General features: G+C 70.5%; 16 protein-coding genes. 4 read left to right on the plus strand and 12 right to left on the minus strand.

The window, feature by feature from the left end; translation table 11 throughout:
• Window positions 1–84 precede the first annotated feature (84 nt).
• From mnmA to AB0N22_RS07400, 6 genes are all read right to left on the minus strand, one after another.
• Window positions 85–1,173 carry a tRNA 2-thiouridine(34) synthase MnmA gene (gene mnmA, locus AB0N22_RS07375; protein WP_364637670.1) on the minus strand — a complete coding sequence of 363 codons (1,089 nt, stop codon included), beginning with the start codon at window positions 1,171–1,173 and terminating at the stop codon, window positions 85–87.
• On the minus strand, window positions 1,170–2,375 hold the full coding sequence (locus AB0N22_RS07380; protein ID WP_364637672.1) for a cysteine desulfurase family protein: 1,206 nt from the start codon (window positions 2,373–2,375) through the stop codon (window positions 1,170–1,172). Before AB0N22_RS07380 ends, mnmA begins: the two co-directional genes overlap by 4 nt.
• 54 nt (window positions 2,376–2,429) lie before the next feature.
• The gene (locus tag AB0N22_RS07385) at window positions 2,430–3,446 is read right to left on the minus strand and encodes a TIGR03842 family LLM class F420-dependent oxidoreductase (protein WP_364637674.1); all 1,017 of its coding nucleotides are present in this window, start codon (window positions 3,444–3,446) and stop codon (window positions 2,430–2,432) included.
• 13 nt (window positions 3,447–3,459) lie between these two features.
• A complete protein-coding gene (hydA, locus tag AB0N22_RS07390; RefSeq protein ID WP_364637676.1) occupies window positions 3,460–4,896 on the minus strand; it encodes a dihydropyrimidinase in 1,437 nt (478 codons plus the stop codon).
• Window positions 4,897–4,930: 34 nt separating this feature from the next.
• Window positions 4,931–5,779, minus strand: coding sequence for a nitrilase-related carbon-nitrogen hydrolase (locus AB0N22_RS07395; RefSeq protein ID WP_364637678.1), 849 nt, complete (start codon window positions 5,777–5,779; stop codon window positions 4,931–4,933).
• Window positions 5,780–5,913: 134 nt separating this feature from the next.
• Window positions 5,914–7,509 (minus strand): PucR family transcriptional regulator ligand-binding domain-containing protein, encoded by a 1,596-nt coding sequence (locus tag AB0N22_RS07400; protein ID WP_364637680.1) that lies wholly within the window; start codon window positions 7,507–7,509, stop codon window positions 5,914–5,916.
• A gap of 94 nt (window positions 7,510–7,603) precedes the next feature.
• Between AB0N22_RS07400 and AB0N22_RS07405 the strand changes: the two genes are divergently transcribed.
• Together AB0N22_RS07405 and AB0N22_RS07410 are read left to right on the plus strand one after the other, a co-directional pair.
• Window positions 7,604–9,112, plus strand: a complete 1,509-nt coding sequence (locus AB0N22_RS07405) for a CoA-acylating methylmalonate-semialdehyde dehydrogenase (RefSeq protein ID WP_364637682.1) — start codon at window positions 7,604–7,606, stop codon at window positions 9,110–9,112.
• Between the two features lie 8 nt (window positions 9,113–9,120).
• Window positions 9,121–10,440 carry an aspartate aminotransferase family protein gene (locus tag AB0N22_RS07410; RefSeq protein ID WP_364637684.1) on the plus strand — a complete coding sequence of 440 codons (1,320 nt, stop codon included), beginning with the start codon at window positions 9,121–9,123 and terminating at the stop codon, window positions 10,438–10,440.
• Between the two features lie 9 nt (window positions 10,441–10,449).
• Here AB0N22_RS07410 and AB0N22_RS07415 read toward each other — a convergent pair whose 3' ends face one another.
• Window positions 10,450–11,541 carry a hypothetical protein gene (locus AB0N22_RS07415; RefSeq protein ID WP_364637686.1) on the minus strand — a complete coding sequence of 364 codons (1,092 nt, stop codon included), beginning with the start codon at window positions 11,539–11,541 and terminating at the stop codon, window positions 10,450–10,452.
• A gap of 157 nt (window positions 11,542–11,698) precedes the next feature.
• On the opposite strand from AB0N22_RS07415, the gene AB0N22_RS07420 reads away from it, so the two are divergent.
• The gene (locus tag AB0N22_RS07420; protein WP_364637688.1) at window positions 11,699–12,127 is read left to right on the plus strand and encodes a hypothetical protein; all 429 of its coding nucleotides are present in this window, start codon (window positions 11,699–11,701) and stop codon (window positions 12,125–12,127) included.
• On the opposite strand, the gene AB0N22_RS07425 is transcribed toward AB0N22_RS07420, so the two are convergent.
• The 5 genes from AB0N22_RS07425 to AB0N22_RS07445 are packed head-to-tail and all read right to left on the minus strand — an operon-like array spanning window position 12,124 to window position 17,589.
• Window positions 12,124–13,257 (minus strand): cysteine desulfurase family protein, encoded by a 1,134-nt coding sequence (locus AB0N22_RS07425; protein ID WP_364637690.1) that lies wholly within the window; start codon window positions 13,255–13,257, stop codon window positions 12,124–12,126. The genes AB0N22_RS07420 and AB0N22_RS07425 overlap by 4 nt on opposite strands.
• On the minus strand, window positions 13,258–14,100 hold the full coding sequence (gene nadC, locus AB0N22_RS07430; RefSeq protein ID WP_364637692.1) for a carboxylating nicotinate-nucleotide diphosphorylase: 843 nt from the start codon (window positions 14,098–14,100) through the stop codon (window positions 13,258–13,260).
• Entirely contained in the window at window positions 14,093–15,631 is a 1,539-nt protein-coding gene (gene nadB / locus AB0N22_RS07435) for an L-aspartate oxidase (RefSeq protein ID WP_364637694.1), read from the minus strand. Before nadB ends, nadC begins: the two co-directional genes overlap by 8 nt.
• A 9-nt stretch (window positions 15,632–15,640) precedes the next feature.
• On the minus strand, window positions 15,641–16,900 hold the full coding sequence (gene nadA / locus AB0N22_RS07440; RefSeq protein ID WP_364637696.1) for a quinolinate synthase NadA: 1,260 nt from the start codon (window positions 16,898–16,900) through the stop codon (window positions 15,641–15,643).
• Window positions 16,897–17,589, minus strand: coding sequence for an NUDIX domain-containing protein (locus AB0N22_RS07445; protein ID WP_364637698.1), 693 nt, complete (start codon window positions 17,587–17,589; stop codon window positions 16,897–16,899). The genes nadA and AB0N22_RS07445 overlap by 4 nt, the downstream gene beginning before the upstream one ends.
• 120 nt (window positions 17,590–17,709) lie before the next feature.
• Between AB0N22_RS07445 and AB0N22_RS07450 the strand changes: the two genes are divergently transcribed.
• Window positions 17,710–19,221, plus strand: coding sequence for an ATP-dependent DNA ligase (locus tag AB0N22_RS07450; protein WP_364637700.1), 1,512 nt, complete (start codon window positions 17,710–17,712; stop codon window positions 19,219–19,221).
• Window position 19,222 lies beyond the last annotated feature (1 nt).

A 19,222-nucleotide genomic window follows, 5' to 3' on the forward strand; every position in this document is an offset into this window, starting at 1 on the left:
ACGCCCCGCGTCGAGCGGTGACCTGGCGTCCACCTCGAGGGTGCGGGTGGACGCAGACCCACCGCTTCGCGGTGCAGGTGGACGCTAGCTCACCGCCACGCGGGCGGTACGACTGATGGTGGCCGAGCCGACGACGCGGGTGCCGTCGTAGATGACGCAGGCCTGGCCCGGCGCGATGCCGCTGGCCGGATCGTGCAGGTCGACGCGCACGTCGCCGCCGGAGACGCGCACGGTGGCGCGGTGCTCGTCGCCGTGCGCCCGCAGCTGGACCGTGCAGTCGAGCGCATCGGCCGGAGCTGCACCGCACCAGAGCGGCTTGATGCAGTCGAGGGCGTCGACCACGAGCGACTCGCGGGAGCCGACCGTGACGGTCCCGCTGACCGGCTCGATGTCGAGCACGAAGCGGGGCTTGCCGTCGTCGGCGGGGATGCCGAGCCGCAGGCCGCGACGCTGACCGATCGTGAAGGCGTACGCGCCGTCGTGCTCACGCAGCACGGTGCCGTCCTCGTCGACGATCGTGCCGGGCCTGGGACCGAGCTTCTCGCCGAGCCAGCCCGCGTTGTCGCCGTCGGGGATGAAGCAGATGTCGTGGCTGTCGGGCTTGGTCGCGACCTGGATGCCGCGACGGGCCGCCTCGGCGCGCACGACGTCCTTGGTGGTGTCGCCGAGGGGGAACAGCGAGTGCGCCAGCTGCTCCTGGGTCAGCACCCCGAGCACGTACGACTGGTCCTTGCCCATGTCGATCGCGCGGTGCATCTCGATCGTCCCGTCGGCCGCGGTCTCCAGCTGCGCGTAGTGGCCCGTCGCGACCGCGTCGAAGCCGAGCGCGAGGGCCCGGTCGAGCACGGCGGCGAACTTGATCTTCTCGTTGCAGCGCAGGCACGGGTTCGGCGTACGCCCGGCGGTGTACTCGGCGATGAAGTCGTCGACGACGTTGTCGGCGAACTCCTCGCTCATGTCCCACACGTAGAACGGGATGCCGAGCTGGTCCGCGGCCCGGCGGGCATCGCCGGCGTCCTCGATCGAGCAGCAGCCACGGGCGCCGGACCGGTACGACCGCGGGTTGCGGCTCAGCGCGAGGTGCACGCCGGTGACGTCGTGCCCCGCGTCGACGGCACGGGCAGCGGCGACCGCCGAGTCGACGCCGCCGGACATGGCTGCGATGACCCTCACGACGCGCCCCTGACCAACGAGGCCTTCTGAGCGCGCTGGTGGACAGCCGGCAGCGCCTCGAGCAGCCGGTCGACGTCGGCCTCCGTCGAGGTGTGGCCGAGGCTGAACCGCAGCGACCCGCGAGCGGCGACATCGTCGTAGCCCATCGCGAGCAGCACATGGCTGGGCTGCGGCACGCCCGCGGCGCAGGCCGAGCCCGTCGAGCACTCGATGCCCTGCGCGTCGAGCAGCATCAGCATCGCGTCGCCCTCGCAGCCGGGGAACGTCACGTGGGCGATGTTGGGCAGGCGGTGCTCGGCGCCGGGCTCGGGGTCACCGTTGATGATCGCGTCGGGGACCACCCGCACGATGCCCTCGACGAGGCGCCGGCGCAGCCGCTCGATGCGCTCCACGGTCTCGGCCTGCCGGCCGACGGTCACGTCGACCGCGGCGGCGAACGCGGCGATCAGCGGGACGCTGAGGGTGCCGGACCGCAGGTCGCGCTCCTGGCCGCCGCCGTGCAGCAGCGGCGTCGCCTCGAGCTCGCGGCGGAACAGCAGGGCACCGATGCCGACCGGGCCGCCCAGCTTGTGGGCCGTGATCGTCATGGCGTCGAGCTGGCTCGCGGCGAAGTCGAGGGGCACGTAGCCGGCGGCCTGCACCGCGTCGCTGTGCACCGGGATCTCGTGCTCACGGGCGATCCGGACGACCTCGGCGATCGGCTGGATCGTGCCCATCTCGTTGTTGGCCCACATCGTCGTCACGGCCGACACGGTCGACGGGTCCCGCTCGACCGCAGCGCGGAGCTCGTCGACCAGGATGCGGCCCGTCGCGTCGACGGGCGTCATGTCGATCTCGGCGCCCTCGTGCTTGGCCAGCCAGGTCACGGGGTCGAGCAGGGCGTGGTGCTCGATCGAGCTGAAGACGATGCGGTTGCGGGCCTGGTCCTGGGCGAGCCGCGACCAGTAGAGCCCCTTGATCGCGAGGTTGTTGGCCTCGGTGCCGCCCGAGCAGAACACGACCTCGCTGGGCCGCCCGCCGAAGCGCTCGGCGATCAGCTCACGGGCCTCCTCGACCGTACGTCGTGCCGTGCGCCCTGAGGCGTGCAGCGACGAGGCGTTGCCGGTGCGGGCCAGCTCCTCGGCCATCGCGGCGATCGCCTCGGGGACCATCGGCGTCGTCGCCGCATGGTCGAGGTAGGCCACCTGCTCGGGCTTGTTCATGGCTCAACCAGCGTAGCCCCGTGACACACGTCTCGCGGTGCCCGTCCGGCCTCGTCAGGCCTTGGCGGTCACGTGGTCGCGGATCTGCGGGATGATCGACTCGCCGTAGACCCGCAGCGTCTCCTCCTTGTTGTCGTGCTGGAGATACCCGGCGAACTGCGTGACGCCCACCTCTTGCAGCGCCTTGAGCTTGGCGACGTGGTCGTCCACGGATCCCAGCACGCAGAACCGGTCGACGATCTCGTCCGGCACGAACTCGGCGTGCGTGTTGCCGGCCCGGCCGTGCTCGTTGTAGTCGTACCCCTCGCGGCCCTTGATGTAGTCGGTCAGTGCCTGCGGCACCGATCCGTCCGCGCCGTACTTCGCCACGATGTCGGCGACGTGGTTGCCGACCATCCCGCCGAACCAGCGGCACTGCTCGCGCATGTGCGCCCAGTCGTCGCCGACGTACATCGGCGCGGCGATGCAGAACTGCAGCGAGTCGGGGTCACGCCCGACGCCGGCTGCCGCGTCGCGGACCGTCTGGATCATCCACGCCGTGATGTCGACGTCGGCGAGCTGCAGGATGAACCCGTCGCCCACCTCCCCCGCAGCCTTGAGTGCCAGCGGACCGTAGGCCGCGATCCACACCTCGAGCGACGTGGTGGTCGTCCACGGGAACCGCAGGGTCGAGCCCTTGTAGTCGACGGCGCGACCGTTGCCCAGCTCGCGGATCACGTGCGTCGCCTCGCGCACCTCCTTGAGGGTCGACGGCTTGCCGTTCGTCACCCGTACGGCCGAGTCGCCCCGGCCGATGCCGCACACGGTGCGGTTGCCGTACATCTCGTTGAGCGTCGCGAAGACCGACGCCGTCACGGTCCAGTCGCGGGTCGCCGGGTTGGTCACCATCGGGCCGACGATGATCCGCTTGGTCTCGGCCAGGATCGCGCTGTAGATGACGTACGGCTCCTGCCACAGCAGGTGGCTGTCGAACGTCCAGAGGTAGTCGAACCCGTGCGCCTCGGAGAGCTTGGCGAGCTGGACCGTGCGCCATGCAGGCGGGTTGGTCTGGAGGACGACGCCGAAATCCATGGTCAGCCTTCTGCTAGATGAGGTACTGCGAGAGGTCGCGCTTGACGAACTGACCGTGACCCTTGGTGCCGACGTACGCGTTGTCGTCCACGACGACCCGACCGCGGGACAGCACGGTGTCGACGTGCCCGTCGATCTCGAATCCCTCCCACGCCGAGTAGTCCATGTTCATGTGGTGGGTCTTCTCGACCCCGATGGACGTGTGGCCGGCGGGGTCGTAGACCACGATGTCGGCGTCGGCGCCGGGCGCGATGACGCCCTTCCTGCCGTAGAGGCCGAACATCCGCGCCGGCGTCGTCGAGGTGATCTCGACCCAGCGCTCGAGGCTGATCTGTCCGCTGACGACGCCTTGGTACATGAGGTCCATGCGGTGCTCGACCGAGCCGATGCCGTTGGGGATCTTGGAGAAGTCGCCGAGGCCGAGCTCCTTCTGGTCCTTCATGCAGAACGGGCAGTGGTCGGTCGAGACCATCTGGATGTCGTTGGTCCGCAGGCTCTGCCACATGTGGTCCTGGTGGCCCTCGGCCCGTGACCGCAGCGGGGTCGAGCAGACCCACTTCGCCCCCTCGAAGCCGCCCCACGTGTCGCCCTTGGCGCCGAGCTGTTCCTCGAGCGAGAGGTAGAGGTACTGCGGGCACGTCTCACCGAACACGTTCTGCCCGGCGTCGCGGGCCGCGGCGAGCTGCTCGACGGCCTGCTTGGCGCTGACGTGGACGACGTACAGCGGCGCTCCGGTGAGGTTGGCGAGCATGATCGCGCGGTGCGTCGCCTCCTCCTCCATCTGCCAGGCCCGGGCGACGCCGTGGAAGTAGGGATCGGTCTTGCCCTGCGCCAGCAGCTGCTCGACGAGGACGTCGATCGCCGGCCCGTTCTCGGCGTGCATCATCGTCATGAGACCGGTCTCGGCCGAGGTCTGCATGGCCCGCAGGATCTGTGCGTCGTCGGAGTAGAACACGCCCGGATAGGCCATGAAGAGCTTGAAGCTCGTGATGCCCTCGTCGACCAGCCCCTCCATCGCCTTGAGCGAGTCGGCGTTGACGTCGCCGATGATCTGGTGGAAGGCGTAGTCGATCGCACAGCTGCCCCGGGCCTTGTCGTGCCACGTCGCCAGGCCGTCCATGACCTGCTGGCCGTACGTCTGCACGGCGAAGTCGATGATCGTCGTCGTGCCGCCCCACGCCGCGGCGCGGGTGCCGGTCTCGAACGTGTCGGATGCCGCGGTGCCGCCGAACGGCAGCTCCATGTGCGTGTGGGCGTCGATGCCCCCCGGTATGACGTACTTGCCCGTCGCGTCGATCACGGTGTCGACCGTGCTCGTGAGGTCGCTGCCCAGCAGCGTCGACCCGGGTGCGAGGACTCCGACGATCACCTCGCCGTCGATCAGGACGTCTGCTGCCGAACGGCCGGTCGCCGTGACGACGGTGCCGCCGGTGATGAGTGTCGTGGTCATGCGTCGCCTCCGCTGGTCGCGCCCGCCGCAGCCATCACGGCTGGGCGATCAAGGTGTAGGAGTCGGGCCGGCGGTCACGGTAGAACTGCCAGTCGTCGCGCATCTCCTGCACCATGTCGAGGTCGAGGTCGCGGACCAGGATCTCCTCGTCGGTGCCCGAGCCCCGCTCGCCGACGAAGTTGCCCCGGGGGTCGATGACCTGGCTCGTGCCGTAGAAGTCGACCGCCAGCTCGCCGTACTCGTTGTCCTCGCGGCCGACCCGGTTGGGCTGCAGCACGAAGTAGCCGTTGGCGACGGCGGCGCACGGCCCTTCCACCTCCCACAGCCGGTTGCTCAGGCCGGGCTTGGTGGCGTTGGGGTTGAACACGATGTGGGCCCCGTTGAGGCCGAGCTCGCGCCATCCCTCGGGGAAGTGCCGGTCGTAGCAGATGTACATGCCGATCTTGCCCACCGACGTGTCGAACACCGGGTAGCCGAGGTTGCCGGGACGGAAGTAGAACTTCTCGTAGAACCGGTCGAGGTGCGGGAGGTGGTGCTTGCGGTACTTGCCCAGGATGGTGCCGTCGGCCTCGACGATGACCGAGGTGTTGTAGTAGACGCCGGTGATGTCCTCCTCGTAGATCGGCAGGATCATGACCATCGCCAGCTCCTTGGCCAGCGCCGCGAAGCGCTGCACGATCGGGCCGTCGGCCGGCTCCGCGTAGCGGTAGTACTTCTTGTCCTCGGTGATGCCGAAGTAAGGCCCGTAGAACAGCTCCTGGAAGCAGATGACCTGGGCGCCGTCGGCCTTGGCGTCGCGGGCGAACTGCTCGTGCTTGTCGAGCATCGACTCCTTGTCGCCGGTCCACGTCGTCTGCGTGATCGCGGCTCTGATGACTGTCACGTGCGCTCCTCGCGTGTGGTCCAGGTCACAACTCCCGTAAGGCGCTCACTCTAAGCACGTGGCGCCACCCCGTCCAGAGATTCAACGGCACGGACGTTTCATCCTCAGGTCGCGATGTAACGGACGTATGAACGTCAGCGCGCGTGGTCGTGCGCCAGCATCGCGACCCCCAGGGACAGCTGTGACGACGGGTCGTCGAGGCGTACGCCGAGGATCTCCTCGACCTGCGCGAGCTTGGCGTAGAGCGCGGGCCGGCTGCGATGGGACGTGCGGGCGAGGAGCGACTTGTTGCCTCCCGCGGCGAGGAACTGGCGGAGCAGGTCGAGCAACCCGCCACCGTGGCGGGCCTCGTGCGCCAGCAGCGGGTCGAGCTCGGCCTCGACGAACGCCTGGACCCTCGGATCGTCGTGGAGCTGGGCGATGAGCCCGTGCAGACGGATGTCGGCCTGCCGGAACCACGGCGGCCCGGGGGTGAGCGCCTCGTGCGCGACGCGCGCCACGTGCTGGGCCGTCCGCAGCGAGCGGCTCGAGGCGAGCAGGTCCGCCTCGGCGGTCCCGACGCCGATCGTCACCGGGTCGCGGCCGGCATCGGCCCGCAGCGCGCCGGCGAACGCCGTGAGCACGTCGTCCTCGGTGGAGCGCGGCGGCACCGACAGCAGCAGGACGACCTGGTCGTCGCCGAGCACGCCGGCGATCGCGGACTGACGCGACGCGGCGAGCGCCCGGGCGACCCGCTCGCCCAGCCGTCGCTGGGCGCGGTGCACGGTCTCGGCCTCGCTGGCGCCGTCGGCCTGCACCGCCGCCCCGACGTACGCGGCGCCGGGCGCCAGGCCGAGTGCGCGAGCCCGCGTCAGCGCGGTCGACTCGTCGCCCAGTCGTCCGTCGAGGAGCTCGCTGAGGAAGCCGCTCTGAGCCTGCAGCTGGACCGACTGCTGGTCGCGCTCGATCATCCGGGACAGCTCGACCGCCTGGGCGACGCGCTCCACCAGCATGCCGAGGCGCTGCTGGTCGGCCATGGGGTTGGGGACGACCAACCGGCCCCACTCGTGACCGTGGGTGCCGACCACTGTCGTCAGCCACCCCTCGAGACCCGCGAGACCCGTGCCCTCGCGCCGCGGGCAGAGCCGCGACCTCCGCTCCCAGTCGGCGAGCAAGCCGTCCGCGGGGCGACCGATGGCGTGGAACGCGACGACCCGCCGGTTGAGGTCCTCCAGCACGAACGACGAGCCCGCCATCTCGGCTCCCGCGCGGACGAGCTCGTCGACGCCGACCCCGTCAAGGCTGAGGGCCGTGAACGTCTCGTGCACGTCCTGGGCGAACCGCACGAAGTCGAACCGGTCGGCCACGATGCCGCGGTGCACCTCCTCGGTGATCAGCACGAACCGCGCCTGCCGGTGCAGGGCGACGAGGGGAAAGTCCTGGCTGCGCACGAGCTCCAGCACCGCTGGCGGGATCGAGGGGAGGTGCTCGCCCAGCTCGACGATCAAGCCGGCTGCACCTGCCCCGATGAGCGCAGAGACGTAGTCGGTCGCCTCGTCCGCCGTGCCGCGCATCGCCAGGCCCGTCGACAGCAGCAGCTCGTCACCCTCGAGCAGGTCCGCGACCTCGCGCACCTCGCTCACGTGCACCCAACGGACCGGACGGTCGAGCCGGCTCGATCCGCTCAGGACCTCGGGCTTCCCCGCCTGCACGGCGGATCCGGCCAGCACCGTGCGGATCGTCGGGATCATGCGCGGAGCCTACTTGACACTGTGTAAGACACGGACTGCTTTCGGCGACACCTTGCCCATTGCCTCGCCTGGCGTGCGGGCGCAGGATCGAGGCATGAACGAGAAGAAGGTCATCGGGCACTGGCTCGACAACGGCATCCACACGGGCAGCTCCGGGCGCTTCGGCGACGTGACCAATCCCGCCACCGGCGAGGTCACCGCGCAGGTCGCCTTCGCCGACGAGGCCGACGCCGCACGCGTCATCGCGGCCGCCAAGGCCGCGGCACCCGGCTGGGCCGCCGCCTCCCTGACGACCCGTACGAAGGTCATGTTCCGTTTCCGCGAGCTGCTCAACGAGCGCAAGGAGGAGCTGGCCGCGATCATCACCTCCGAGCACGGCAAGGTGCTGTCGGACGCCTTGGGCGAGGTCAGCCGTGGCCTCGAGGTCGTCGAGTTCGCCTGCGGCATGCCGCACCTGCTCAAGGGCTCGCACTCCGAGGGGGTGTCGACCGGGGTCGACCTGCACTCCAAGCGTCAGCCACTGGGGGTCGTCGGCATCATCAGCCCGTTCAACTTCCCGGCCATGGTGCCGATGTGGTTCTACCCGATCGCGATCGGCGCGGGCAACACCGTCGTGGTCAAGCCCAGCGAGAAGGACCCGTCCGCCGTGCTGTGGACCGCTGAGCTGTGGAAGGAGGCCGGCCTGCCCGACGGCGTCTTCAACGTCCTCCAGGGCGACAAGGTCGCCGTCGACGCCCTCCTGGACTCCCCCGACGTCAAGTCGATCAGCTTCGTGGGCTCCACCCCGATCGCGCGGTACGTCTACGAGCGCGCGAGCCAGGCCGGCAAGCGCGTGCAGGCCCTCGGTGGTGCCAAGAACCACATGGTTGTCCTGCCCGACGCCGACCTCGACCTCGCGGCCGACGCCGCGGTCAACGCCGGGTACGGCTCGGCCGGTGAGCGCTGCATGGCGATCAGCGTCGTCGTCGCGGTGGGTGGCGTGGCCGACGACCTCGTCGACCGCATCGCGTCACGCACCAAGACGCTGCGCATCGGCGACGGCACGCGGGGCACCGACATGGGACCGCTCGTCACGCTGGCCCATCGCGATCGCGTGGCCTCGTTCGTCGAGGCCGGCGACGCGGCCGGCGCCACGCTCGTGATCGACGGCCGCGAGTCGCCCGTCGACGGCGAGGACAACGGCTTCTGGCTCGGCCCGACGCTGTTCGACCGCGTCACCCCCGACATGAGCATCTACACCGAGGAGATCTTCGGTCCCGTGCTCAGCGTCGTTCGCGCGGAGACGTACGACGAGGCGGTCGAGCTGATCAACGCCAACCCCTACGGCAACGGCGTGGCGATCTTCACCAAGAACGGCGGAGCGGCCCGCAAGTTCGAGGTGGACGTCGAGGTCGGCATGATCGGCGTCAACGTGCCCATCCCGGTGCCGATGGCCTACTACTCGTTCGGCGGCTGGAAGAACTCGCTGTTCGGTGACACCCACGCGCACGGTGTGGAGGGCATCCACTTCTTCACCCGTGGCAAGGTGATCACGAGCCGCTGGGCCGATCCGGCGGTCTCCCCGTCAGGCGGCCTCGAGCTCGCCTTCCCCACCCACGACTAGGAGCCAGCATGAGCAGGACGTACGACCTCGACCGCGCCCACGTGTTCCACTCTTGGTCGGCGCAGGCCGAGATCTCCCCCATGGTGATCGAGGGCGCGCTGGGCAGCGAGGTGTGGGACGAGGACGGCACCCGGTACCTCGACTTCTCCAGCCAGCTCGTGTTCACCAACATCGGGCACCAGCACCCCAAGGTCGTCGCGGCCATCCAGGAGCAGGCCGCCAAGCTGTGCACGATCGGTCCGCCGTTCGCCAACGAGGCACGCTCCGAGGCCGCGCGCCTGATCGCGGAGCGCACGCCGGACGGTCTCGAGCGGGTGTTCTTCACCAACGGCGGTGCCGACGCCAACGAGCACGCCATCCGCATGGCCCGGCTGCACACCTGGCGGCCCAAGGTCCTGTCGACGTACCGGTCCTACCACGGCGGCACGCAGACGGCGATCAACGTCACGGGCGACCCTCGGCGCTGGGCCAACGACTCCGCCTCGACCGGGACGGTGCACTTCTTCGGGCCGTTCCTCTACCGATCGGAGTTCCACGCCACGACCGAGGCCGAGGAGTGCGAGCGCGCGCTCCAGCACCTCGACCACGTGATCCGCAACGAGGGTCCCACGACGATCGCGGCCATCATCCTCGAGACGATCCCCGGCACCGCCGGCATCATGCTGCCGCCGCCCGGCTATCTTGCCGGGGTCCGGCGGTTGTGCGACGAGCACGGCATCATGCTGATCGCCGACGAGGTCATGAGCGGCTTCGGGCGTACCGGCGCCTGGTTCGCGATCGACCACTTCGACGTCGTGCCGGACCTCATCACGTTCGCCAAGGGGGTCAACTCCGGATACGTCCCGCTCGGCGGTGTCGTCGTCAGCGACGCGATAGTCGAGACGTTCGCGCACCGCGCCTATCCGGGCGGCCTGACCTACTCAGGCCATCCCCTCGCCGCCGCCGCTGCGGTCGCCACGATCACCACGATGGCCGAGGAGGGCATCGTCGAGAACGCCGCCCGGCTGGGCACCGAGGTCTTCGCGCCCGGCCTCGCCGAGATCGCCGAACGGCATCCATGCGTCGGCGAGGTGCGCGGCATCGGCGCGTTCTGGGCCATCGAGCTCGTCGCGGATCCCGAGACCCGCGAGCCGCTGGCGCCCTACGGCGGCAGCAGCCCGGCGATGAACGACATCATCGGGGCCTGCAAGAAGGCCGGCCTGCTGCCGTTCGCCAACTTCAACCGGATCCACGTCGTCCCGCCGTGCGTCATCAGTGACGACGACGCCCGCCGCGGCCTCGCGATCATCGACGACGCGCTGGCGTTCGGCGACGCTGTCGTGGCCTGAGCCCGGCCGTCAGCGGCCGGGCACCTCGCAGCCTGAATGCAGCCGGACGGTCACCCGTTCGCCGCCGCTGAAGGCCACGTCGACGGATCCCCCTGGCGGGGACGCCCTGCCGTCCCGCTCGGAAAGAGCCCGGATCTCGACGTAGCCGTCCGGACCGGTGTCCGCACCGTCCAGCTCCCCGGACACGGGCGTGAGGTCATGGTCGCGCAACCGCCTCTCGATCTCGTCGACGAGGGCCGGGCTGGGTCGGACCGGCGTCACGACCTGCTCCTCGCCGGTCTCCTGCACCACCGTCGTGCGCAACCCGGACGACAGTCGGCGGCTCCACCCCTTGTGGTCCGTCCCGTCCTTGCACTCGGTCAACCCGCTCTCCGGCGACTCCCACTCGCCGCCCATGGCGCGCTGCAGGTCGTCGAGCAGCGAGTCCTGCTCGCTCACCACCGCCGACGAGACCATGCGAGGAGGCTGCTCGTCGAAGGGCGGGATGTTGCGGTGGTCGAACCAGGCGAGCACCGCTCCGACGATCCCAGCGATGAGCACGACCGCGACACCCAGCCCGAACACCCAGGGGTGCAGGTATCGGAACGGCATGCTTCCGGGCGCAGCGTCCTCGTAGTCGCGTGGCGTCATGGGCCGGTCCGAGATGAGCACGCCGGCCGTCCTCGCGATCAGGACGAGATCCTCGTGGTCCCAGTACGCGCCGTTGAGCCGGATGCGTGGACCTCCTGATCGCGCGCGGAGCATCAGCACCTGGCTCGTCCGGCCCACGGAGCCGGCCTGCATCTCCGCGAGGGCCCCGACGAGCTCGTCGCTGAGGCGCAGCCGTGTGCGCAGGAACCACCTGCGGTACTCGATCCTGTCGGACGTCAACGTGATCCGGCTGGTCGCGATCAGGATCGCGATGCTGCCGAGCGTGACGACCACGGTTCCGGCGATGAGGAAGAACAGTGCCGCGGCGTCGCCTCCACGGACCGCTGAAGCCGCACTGCCCCCGACCAGGGCGAGGATCAACCCGAGTCCGCGAACCGGCTGCTTGAACCAGCGTCCGTACGCCCCGAAGTCGGCTCGCAAGACGGTCACGTCGTCGATCTGCTCGCTCACCGCATCATCCTTGCACCAGGCCCGGATGGGCCCGGCAGCCACCAAGTCGCTCTCAACCGAGAGTGATCGCGCGATCGGCCAAAACCGTTTCAGCCGCAGGCTCGCGCGTCTATCGTGAGATGCAGTCACCTCACGACAAGGACAGCAAGGACTCAACATGGGACTGTTCGGAAAAGACAAGCGCTCCGACGCGGAACGCACCGAGGACGCGATGCAGCAGGCGGAGAGGATCGTCGGCGGCAAGGGCCTCACCGGCAAGCTCGCCAAGGGCTTCATGGGCGCGGACACGATGGCCAAGTTCGGTGACGGCCTCGCGACCGCCCGCAACGCGCAGGCCGACGCGGCGATCGCGGCATCGGGCATCCCCGGGGTCAAGGCGACCGTGACGGGTCTGGCCGACACCGGCACGATGATCAACAACGATCCGGTCGTCAACCTCAGCGTCACCCTCGAGAGCGGTCAGGCGCTGCAGATGGACCAGATCCTCGTCTCAAAGCTGCAGATCCCGCGCGTCGGCGACTCGGTCAACCTGATCCCGAACCCGTCGGCACCGGGGACGTACGTCTACGGCGGCCTGGCGGTCTAGCCCAGCGCCGACACGGCGGCGACCGCGCGAACCAGCTCGGTCGCCGCCGCGTCGAGCTCCTCGCTCGTCGTCGTCCGGCCGAACGTGAATCGCACCGCGGTCTGCGCCACGGCGGCGTCGTAGCCCATCGCGGTCAGCACGTGGGACGGCTCGTCGCTGCCCGCTGCGCACGCCGAGCCGCTCGAGCACACGATGCCGCGGGCCTCGAGCTCCAGGAGGATCGTCTCGCCGTTGGTTCCGGGGAACACGAACGAAGCACTGCCCGGCAGCCGGTGGTTGCGGTCGCCCGTGAGCTCGGCCGACGGCACCTCGGCCAGCACGCGCTCGATGAAGGCATCGCGGCGGACGACGACCTCGTCGTTGCCCGCTCCCCCGTCACCCGCGAGTCGAAGCGCTGCCGCCATCCCCACGGCGGCCGCGACGTTTTCGGTGCCGGACCGACGGCCGGACTCCTGCCCGCCACCGTGGATCAGCGGCTCGAAGCGCGTGCCACGTCGGACGTACAGGACTCCGATGCCCTTGGGGGCGCCGAGCTTGTGGCCCGAGATGCTCACGGCCTGCACGCCGAGCCGATCGACGTCGAGGTCGAGCCAACCGGCGGCCTGCACGGCATCGGTGTGGAACGGCGCTCCCCGGCCGGCGGCCAGTCGCGACAGCGTCTCGACCTGCTGGATCGTGCCGACCTCGTTGTTGGCGTGCTGGATGCTGACGAGCGTCGTTTCGTCGCGCAGCGCCGCCTCGAGGACCTCCGGATGGACCATGCCGTCGTGGTCGACGTCGAGGACCGTGATCTCGTAGCCCAGACGCCCGAGGAACTCGGCCGACTCGAGCACCGCCGGGTGCTCGATCGACGAGATGACGACGTGCTTGCCTCGGGGAGCAGCCAGCGCGATGCCCTTGAGCGCCGCGTTGTCGGCCTCGGTGCCACCTGAGGTGAACGTGATCTCCGAGGCACGGGCGCCGAGCTGCTGCGCGACGTCGGCGCGGGCCTGCTCGAGGGCTCGACGGGCCGACTCACCGACCTCGTGGTGGCTCGACGGATTGCCGAAGTCGGGGCCGAAGTGCGGCCACATCGCCTCGAGCACCTCGCGTCGAAGAGGCGTGGTGGCCGCGTGGTCGAGGTAGATCACCTAGGACACCGTGATGTCGAGCCCGAGGTCGAGCGCCCGCACGCTGTGCGTCAGGGCGCCGACCGAGATGACGTCGACGCCCGTACGGGCGACGTCGGCGATCGTGTCGAGCGTGATGCCACCGCTGGCCTCGACGACCGCTCGGCCGGCGATCTTGGCGACGCCGGCGCGGAGGTCGTCGAGGCTGAAGTTGTCCAGCATGATCGTGCCGGCTGCCCCGGAAGCGAGCACCGCGTCGAGCTGCTCCAGGCGATCGACCTCGACCTCGATGTGCGTGGTGTGGGGCAGGTCGGCCTTGGCCTGGCGGAGCGCCGCCGTGATGTCCGGGATGACGGCGAGGTGGTTGTCCTTGGCCATCACCGCGTCGGACAGCGAGTAGCGATGGTTGTGGCCGCCGCCGCACCGCACGGCGTGGCGCTCGAGCGCCCGTAGGCCGGGCGTGGTCTTGCGGGTGTCGACGACGCGCGCCTGGGTGCCCGCAACGGCTGCGACGTACGTCGCGGTGAGCGTCGCGATCCCGGTCATCCGCTGGACGAGGTTGAGCGCGACCCGCTCGGCCTGCAACACAGCCCGCGCCGGCCCTTCGACGTGGGCGAGCACCGCGCCGGCGTCGAACCGCTCGCCGTCCGACAGCGCGGAGGTGACCTTGACCGTGGGGTCGAGCGTCGTCATCGCGATCTCGAACACGCCGGCACCGGCCAGGACACCCGGCTCGCGCGCGACCAGGTCGGCTCGGGCGATCGCCGACTCGGGGACGAGCGTCTGGGAGGTCAGGTCGCCGAAAGGCGCGTCCTCGTCGAGCGCGAGGTCGACGACGCGCTGGACCTGTCGGCGCTCAAGCATGCTGGGGCGCGATCGACGAGTGCCTGGCCTGCGCGGGGTCGGTCTCGGGGAAGTCGGTGCGGAAGTGCCCGCCGCGCGACTCACGCCGGGCCAGCGCACTCGCGACGACGGCGCGCGCCACGACGAGCAGGTTGGCGTCCTCGGCGGACTTCGCGTCGGTCGCCGCGGGTGCCCGCCAGCCGGCCAGGGTGGCGACGGCGCGCTCGAGCTGGTCGCCGTCACGCGACAGCCCCGCAGCGTCCCACATCAGCTGCTGCAGGTCGCTGCGGTTGACGTCGTCGCCGTCCGGGTCGTCACCGAGATCGACCGCGATCGGCGCCGGCCAGTCGGCCCCGAGGTCGGCCTGCGGTGCGGGGTCACCCAACGCCGCGATGACCCGCGTGCCGTAGACCGCGCCCTCGAGCAGGGAGTTGGAGGCAAGACGGTTGGCGCCGTGCAGCCCGTTGCACGCGGCCTCGCCCACGGCATGGAGCCCGGGGACCGAGGTGCGGCCCCACTCGTCGGTGCGGATGCCGCCCATGTAGTAGTGCGCCGCAGGAGTCACCGGGATGGGCACCTCGCCCCAGTCGAAGCCCTGCGCCCGGCAGGCGGCGTCGATGTTGGGGAAGCGCTTGGCGAGGAACTCCGCTCCCAGATGAGTCGCGTCGAGGCGGACGGGAATGCCGGGCTGCCTGGCCATCTGGGTCGCGATGCCGCGGGCGACGACGTCCCGCGGTGCCAGCTCGCCATCGGGGTGGATGTCGAGCATGAAGCGCCGGCCGTCGGCGTCGATCAAGGTGGCGCCCTCACCGCGTACGGCCTCGGACACCAGGAAGTTGCCCGGGGCGTCGAGGGACGTCGGGTGGAACTGGTAGAACTCCAGGTCGGCCGCGACGGCACCCGCCCGCAGCGCCATCCCGAGCCCGTCGGCCGTGGCGATCCCGGGGTTGGTCGTGTAGGGGAACAGCTGGCCGGCTCCCCCGGTCGCGAGGATCACCGCGTCGGCCCGGACCTCGGAGCCGTCGAGCAGGCGTACGCCGGCAGCCCGACCATCGACCATGACGACGTCGACGACCGTGGTCCGTTCGCGGACCGTCACGCTGCTCTCGCGCAGCCGGTCGATCAGTGCATAGGCGATGCCCGCCCCGGTGGCGTCTCCCCCGGCGTGCAGGATGCGGGCGTAGGTGTGTGCGGCCTCGAGACCGTGCGACAGCTCGCCGTCGTGCCGGTCGAACGGCACGCCGCGGGCGATGAGCTCGTCGATCGCTGCAGGACCGTCCGTGCAGAGGATGCGCACGGTGTCCTCGTCGCTGAGCCCCGCGCCGGCGACCAGGGTGTCGCCGACGTGCGACTCGACGGTGTCGCCGAGGCGCGGGGCGCCGGGGTCGCTCATCGCGTCGATCACGACGGCGACCCCGCCCTGTGCGTAGCGGGTGTTGCTCTGCGCGAGGTCGGCCTTGGTGAAGAGCGTGACGTCGTACGCGTCCGCGGCCTCGAGGGCTGCGGTCATGCCGGCCACCCCGCTGCCGACGACGATGATGCTGCTGCGCATGGTCGGTCCTTACTTGGGCAGCGCCGCGAGCATGCGCTCGAGGGCGACCTTGGCGTCGGTGGCGACGTCGTCGGGGACGACGATCTCGTTGCGGACCTCGCCGGCGACGAGGCCGTCGAGCGTCCAGGCGAGGTAGCCGGGGTGGATGCGGTACATCGTCGAGCAGGGGCACACGACGGGGTCGAGGCAGAAGATCGTCCGGTCGGGGAACTCCGCGGCCAGCCGGTTGACCATGTTGACCTCGGTGCCGATCGCGATCACGTCGCCGGGCTCGGACGCGATGACGTACTTGCGGATCGCGTCGGTCGACCCGGCCGCGTCAGCGGCGTCGACGACGGGCATCGGGCTCTCGGGGTGCACGATGACCTTGACGCCCGGGTGCTCCGCGCGAGCCTTGTCGATCTGGGCGACCGAGAAACGCTTGTGCACCGAGCAGAAGCCGTGCCAGAGGATGACCTTGGCGGCGTCGAGGTCCTCCGCGGTGTTGCCGCCGAGCTCCTTGCGGGGGTTCCACATCGGCATCTGCTCGAGCGGGATCCCCATGGCCTTGGCGGTGTTGCGTCCGAGGTGCTGGTCGGGGAAGAACAGCACGCGCTGGCCACGCTCGAAGGCCCACTCCAGGACGGTCGCCGCATTGGACGAGGTGCACACGATGCCGCCGTGCCGGCCGCAGAACGCCTTGAGCGCTGCCGAAGAGTTCATGTAGGTCACCGGGATCACCGGCTGCCGGCCGTCGGCGTCGGGCTCCTCGCCGTAGACGGCCATCAGCTCCTCCCAGCACGCCTCGACCGAGTCCTCGTCGGCCATGTCGGCCATGGAGCAGCCGGCGGCGAGGTTGGGCAGGATCACGTGCTGCTCGGGCCGCGCCAGGATGTCGGCGGTCTCGGCCATGAAGTGGACGCCGCAGAACACGATCGTGTCGGCGTCGGGCTTGGTCAGTGCCGCGTTGGCGAGCTGGAACGAGTCACCCACGAAGTCGGCGTACTGGATGACCTCGTCGCGCTGGTAGAAGTGGCCGAGGATCACGAGCCGGTTGCCGAGGGTCTCCTTGGCAGCGCGGATGCGCGCGTGCAGCTCGTCGTCGGTCATGCGCTGGTAGGCGGCAGGGAGCTGTCCCGGACGGACCACCGGGTCGGGGATGACGTCCTCCTCCGACGCGCCCGGACCGTAGCCGGGGAACGTGTCGAACTCCCACGGCCCCTTGGCCAGCTCGACGTCGCAGCTGGCATCGGGTGCCGCGACGATCAGGTCGTTGATGGAGGTGGTCATCTGCGCTCCTCTGGGGCGTTCGACGGGAGGCCTGCCTCGAAGCGGAACAGGGCCGGAGGTCGGTGGCTCGTGCCCTGCAGGCAGGTGCCGGTGGGGACGAGGGTCTTGCTGGCGAGCGCCTGGCGGCGGAAGTTGGCCGGATCGAGATGCGTGCGGAGGACGGCTTCGTGCACGGCCCGCAGCTCGGCGAGGGTGAACTCCCGAGGCAGGAACGCGTGCGCGATGGGTGTGTAGGTGATCTTGGCGCGCAGGCGGGCGAGGGCGTAGTCGACGATCTCGGTGTGGTCGAACGCCAGCGGCGGCAGCTCGTCGGCGACGAACCACTCGACGTTCTCGCCGTCGACGGCGCGGGCGACCTCGTCGGGCTGCACCAGCGCCCAGTAGACGATCGAGACGACCCGATCGTCGGGCGAGCGGTCGAGGCTGCCGAAGGCGTAGAGCTGCTCGAGGTAGTTGGGCGCCAGGCCGGTGGTCCGTTCGAGGGTGTGGCGGGCGCTGCCGGCCAGGTCCTCGTCGGCCTCGAGGGGGCCGCCGGGCAGGGCCCACTGCCCCTCGTACGGCTCGCGGATGCGGCGCACGAGCGGGAGCCACAGGGTCATCAGGCCGGACTCCGGATGGGGCCTGAGCGCGAAGATCACGGTCGAGACCGCGAGCGAGACCCGCTGGTCGATCGCTGCCTGCACCGTCATGCGTATCCTCCGCCCTACTTAAGGTTGATCCGACTCTAAGGTCAGCGTAGTGGCCCACTTAAAGTCATGTCAACCCTAAGTCCGTCTTGCGGTGTCGGTGGGGGCGCCGATGATGGGTGCATGCTCCTCGCCGATGTCGTCGACACCTCCGCCGCGGTCGCGGCCACCCGGTCACGTACGGCCAAGGTCGCGGCGATCGCCGAGCTCCTGCGCCGCGTGGCCGACAGCGAGCCCGACGCCGTCCCGGTCGTCACGTCCTACGTCTCGGGCACCCTCCGGCAGCGCCGGACGGGCCTCGGCTGGCGGTCGCTGCAGGAGCTGCCCGAGCCCGCCGAGCAAGCGACCCTCGAGGTCGCCGAGGTCGACGCAGCGTTCGATCGCATCGCCGAGCTGACCGGCGCAGGGTCGCAGCTCGCCCGGGCCGGGGCCACCCGCGACCTCTTCGGCCGGGCGACGGCTGATGAGCAGCGCTGGCTTCGGGGCATCGTCACCGGCGAGGTCCGGCAGGGAGCGCTCGACGCCGTGGTGCAGGAAGCCCTTGCTGCTGCCGGCGCGGTCCCCGTCGCGGCCGTGCGCCGGGCCGCCATGATGGCCGGCTCCTCGGTCGACATCGCCGCCGCGGCGCTGACCGGCGACCTCGACGCGCTCGCGGTGTTCACGCTCCAGGTCGGCCGACCGGTGCTGCCGATGCTCGCCTCCACCGCGCCCACGGTCGAGGCGGCCATGACCAAGGCGGGCGGCGGCGAGGTGGCCATCGACACCAAGCTCGACGGCATCCGCATCCAGGTGCACCGACGAGGTGACGACGTGCTGGTCGTGACCCGATCGCTCGACGACGTCACCGATCGCCATCCCGAGGTCGTCGAGATCGCCCGCGCCCTGCCGTGCCACGACGTCGTGCTGGACGGCGAGGTGCTCGCCCTGGGACCCGACGGCCGTCCGCGTCCCTTCCAGGAGACCGCCTCCCGGGCCGCGACGGCCGGCGGCACGGTCCGGCTGACTCCGGCGTTCTTCGACCTCCTGCACCTCGACGGCCGCGACCTCGTCGACGCTCCGACCACCGAACGCCTCGACGCCCTCGAGCGCGTCGTGCCGGAGCAACATCGCGTGCCTCGGCTCGTCACGGCCGACCCCGACGAGGCCGAGGCCTTCGCTGCCGAGGTGCTGGCCCTCGGCCACGAGGGTGTCGTCGTCAAGAGCCTGAACGCGCCCTATGCCGCTGGGCGGCGCGGGGCGACCTGGGTCAAGGTCAAGCCCGTCCACACCCTCGACCTCGTCGTGCTGGCGGTCGAGCGCGGCTCGGGGCGCCGGAGCGGCTGGCTGTCCAACATCCACCTCGGCGCCCGCGACGGCGACTCCCTCGTCATGCTCGGCAAGACGTTCAAGGGCATGACCGACGAGATCCTCACGTGGCAGACCGAGCGGTTCCGCGAGCTGCAGATGGACGACGACGGCTACGTCGTCACGGTCCGTCCCGAGCAGGTCGTCGAGATCGCGTTCGACGGCGTCCAGCGGTCGACCCGCTACCCCGGTGGCGTCGCGCTGCGGTTCGCCCGGGTCGTCCGCTACCGCGACGACAAGACGCCGGCCGAGGCCGACACGCTCGAGACGGTGCGCGGCTACCTGCCCTGAG

This window comes from Aeromicrobium sp. NPDC092404 (assembly GCF_040684095.1).
GTDB lineage: Bacteria > Actinomycetota > Actinomycetes > Propionibacteriales > Nocardioidaceae > Aeromicrobium.

Excerpts from the sequence above, each read along its gene's own strand:
- AB0N22_RS07380 (WP_364637672.1), bottom strand. The coding sequence starts at position 2,375 with ATGAACAAGCCCGAGCAGGTGGCCTACCTCGACCATGCGGCGACGACG.
- AB0N22_RS07385 (WP_364637674.1), bottom strand. The coding sequence starts at position 3,446 with ATGGATTTCGGCGTCGTCCTCCAGACCAACCCGCCTGCATGGCGCACG.
- hydA (WP_364637676.1), bottom strand. The coding sequence starts at position 4,896 with ATGACCACGACACTCATCACCGGCGGCACCGTCGTCACGGCGACCGGC.
- AB0N22_RS07400 (WP_364637680.1), bottom strand. The coding sequence starts at position 7,509 with ATGATCCCGACGATCCGCACGGTGCTGGCCGGATCCGCCGTGCAGGCG.
- AB0N22_RS07405 (WP_364637682.1), top strand. The coding sequence starts at position 7,604 with ATGAACGAGAAGAAGGTCATCGGGCACTGGCTCGACAACGGCATCCAC.
- AB0N22_RS07410 (WP_364637684.1), top strand. The coding sequence starts at position 9,121 with ATGAGCAGGACGTACGACCTCGACCGCGCCCACGTGTTCCACTCTTGG.
- AB0N22_RS07420 (WP_364637688.1), top strand. The coding sequence starts at position 11,699 with ATGGGACTGTTCGGAAAAGACAAGCGCTCCGACGCGGAACGCACCGAG.
- nadC (WP_364637692.1), bottom strand. The coding sequence starts at position 14,100 with ATGCTTGAGCGCCGACAGGTCCAGCGCGTCGTCGACCTCGCGCTCGAC.
- nadB (WP_364637694.1), bottom strand. The coding sequence starts at position 15,631 with ATGCGCAGCAGCATCATCGTCGTCGGCAGCGGGGTGGCCGGCATGACC.
- nadA (WP_364637696.1), bottom strand. The coding sequence starts at position 16,900 with ATGACCACCTCCATCAACGACCTGATCGTCGCGGCACCCGATGCCAGC.
- AB0N22_RS07445 (WP_364637698.1), bottom strand. The coding sequence starts at position 17,589 with ATGACGGTGCAGGCAGCGATCGACCAGCGGGTCTCGCTCGCGGTCTCG.
- AB0N22_RS07450 (WP_364637700.1), top strand. The coding sequence starts at position 17,710 with ATGCTCCTCGCCGATGTCGTCGACACCTCCGCCGCGGTCGCGGCCACC.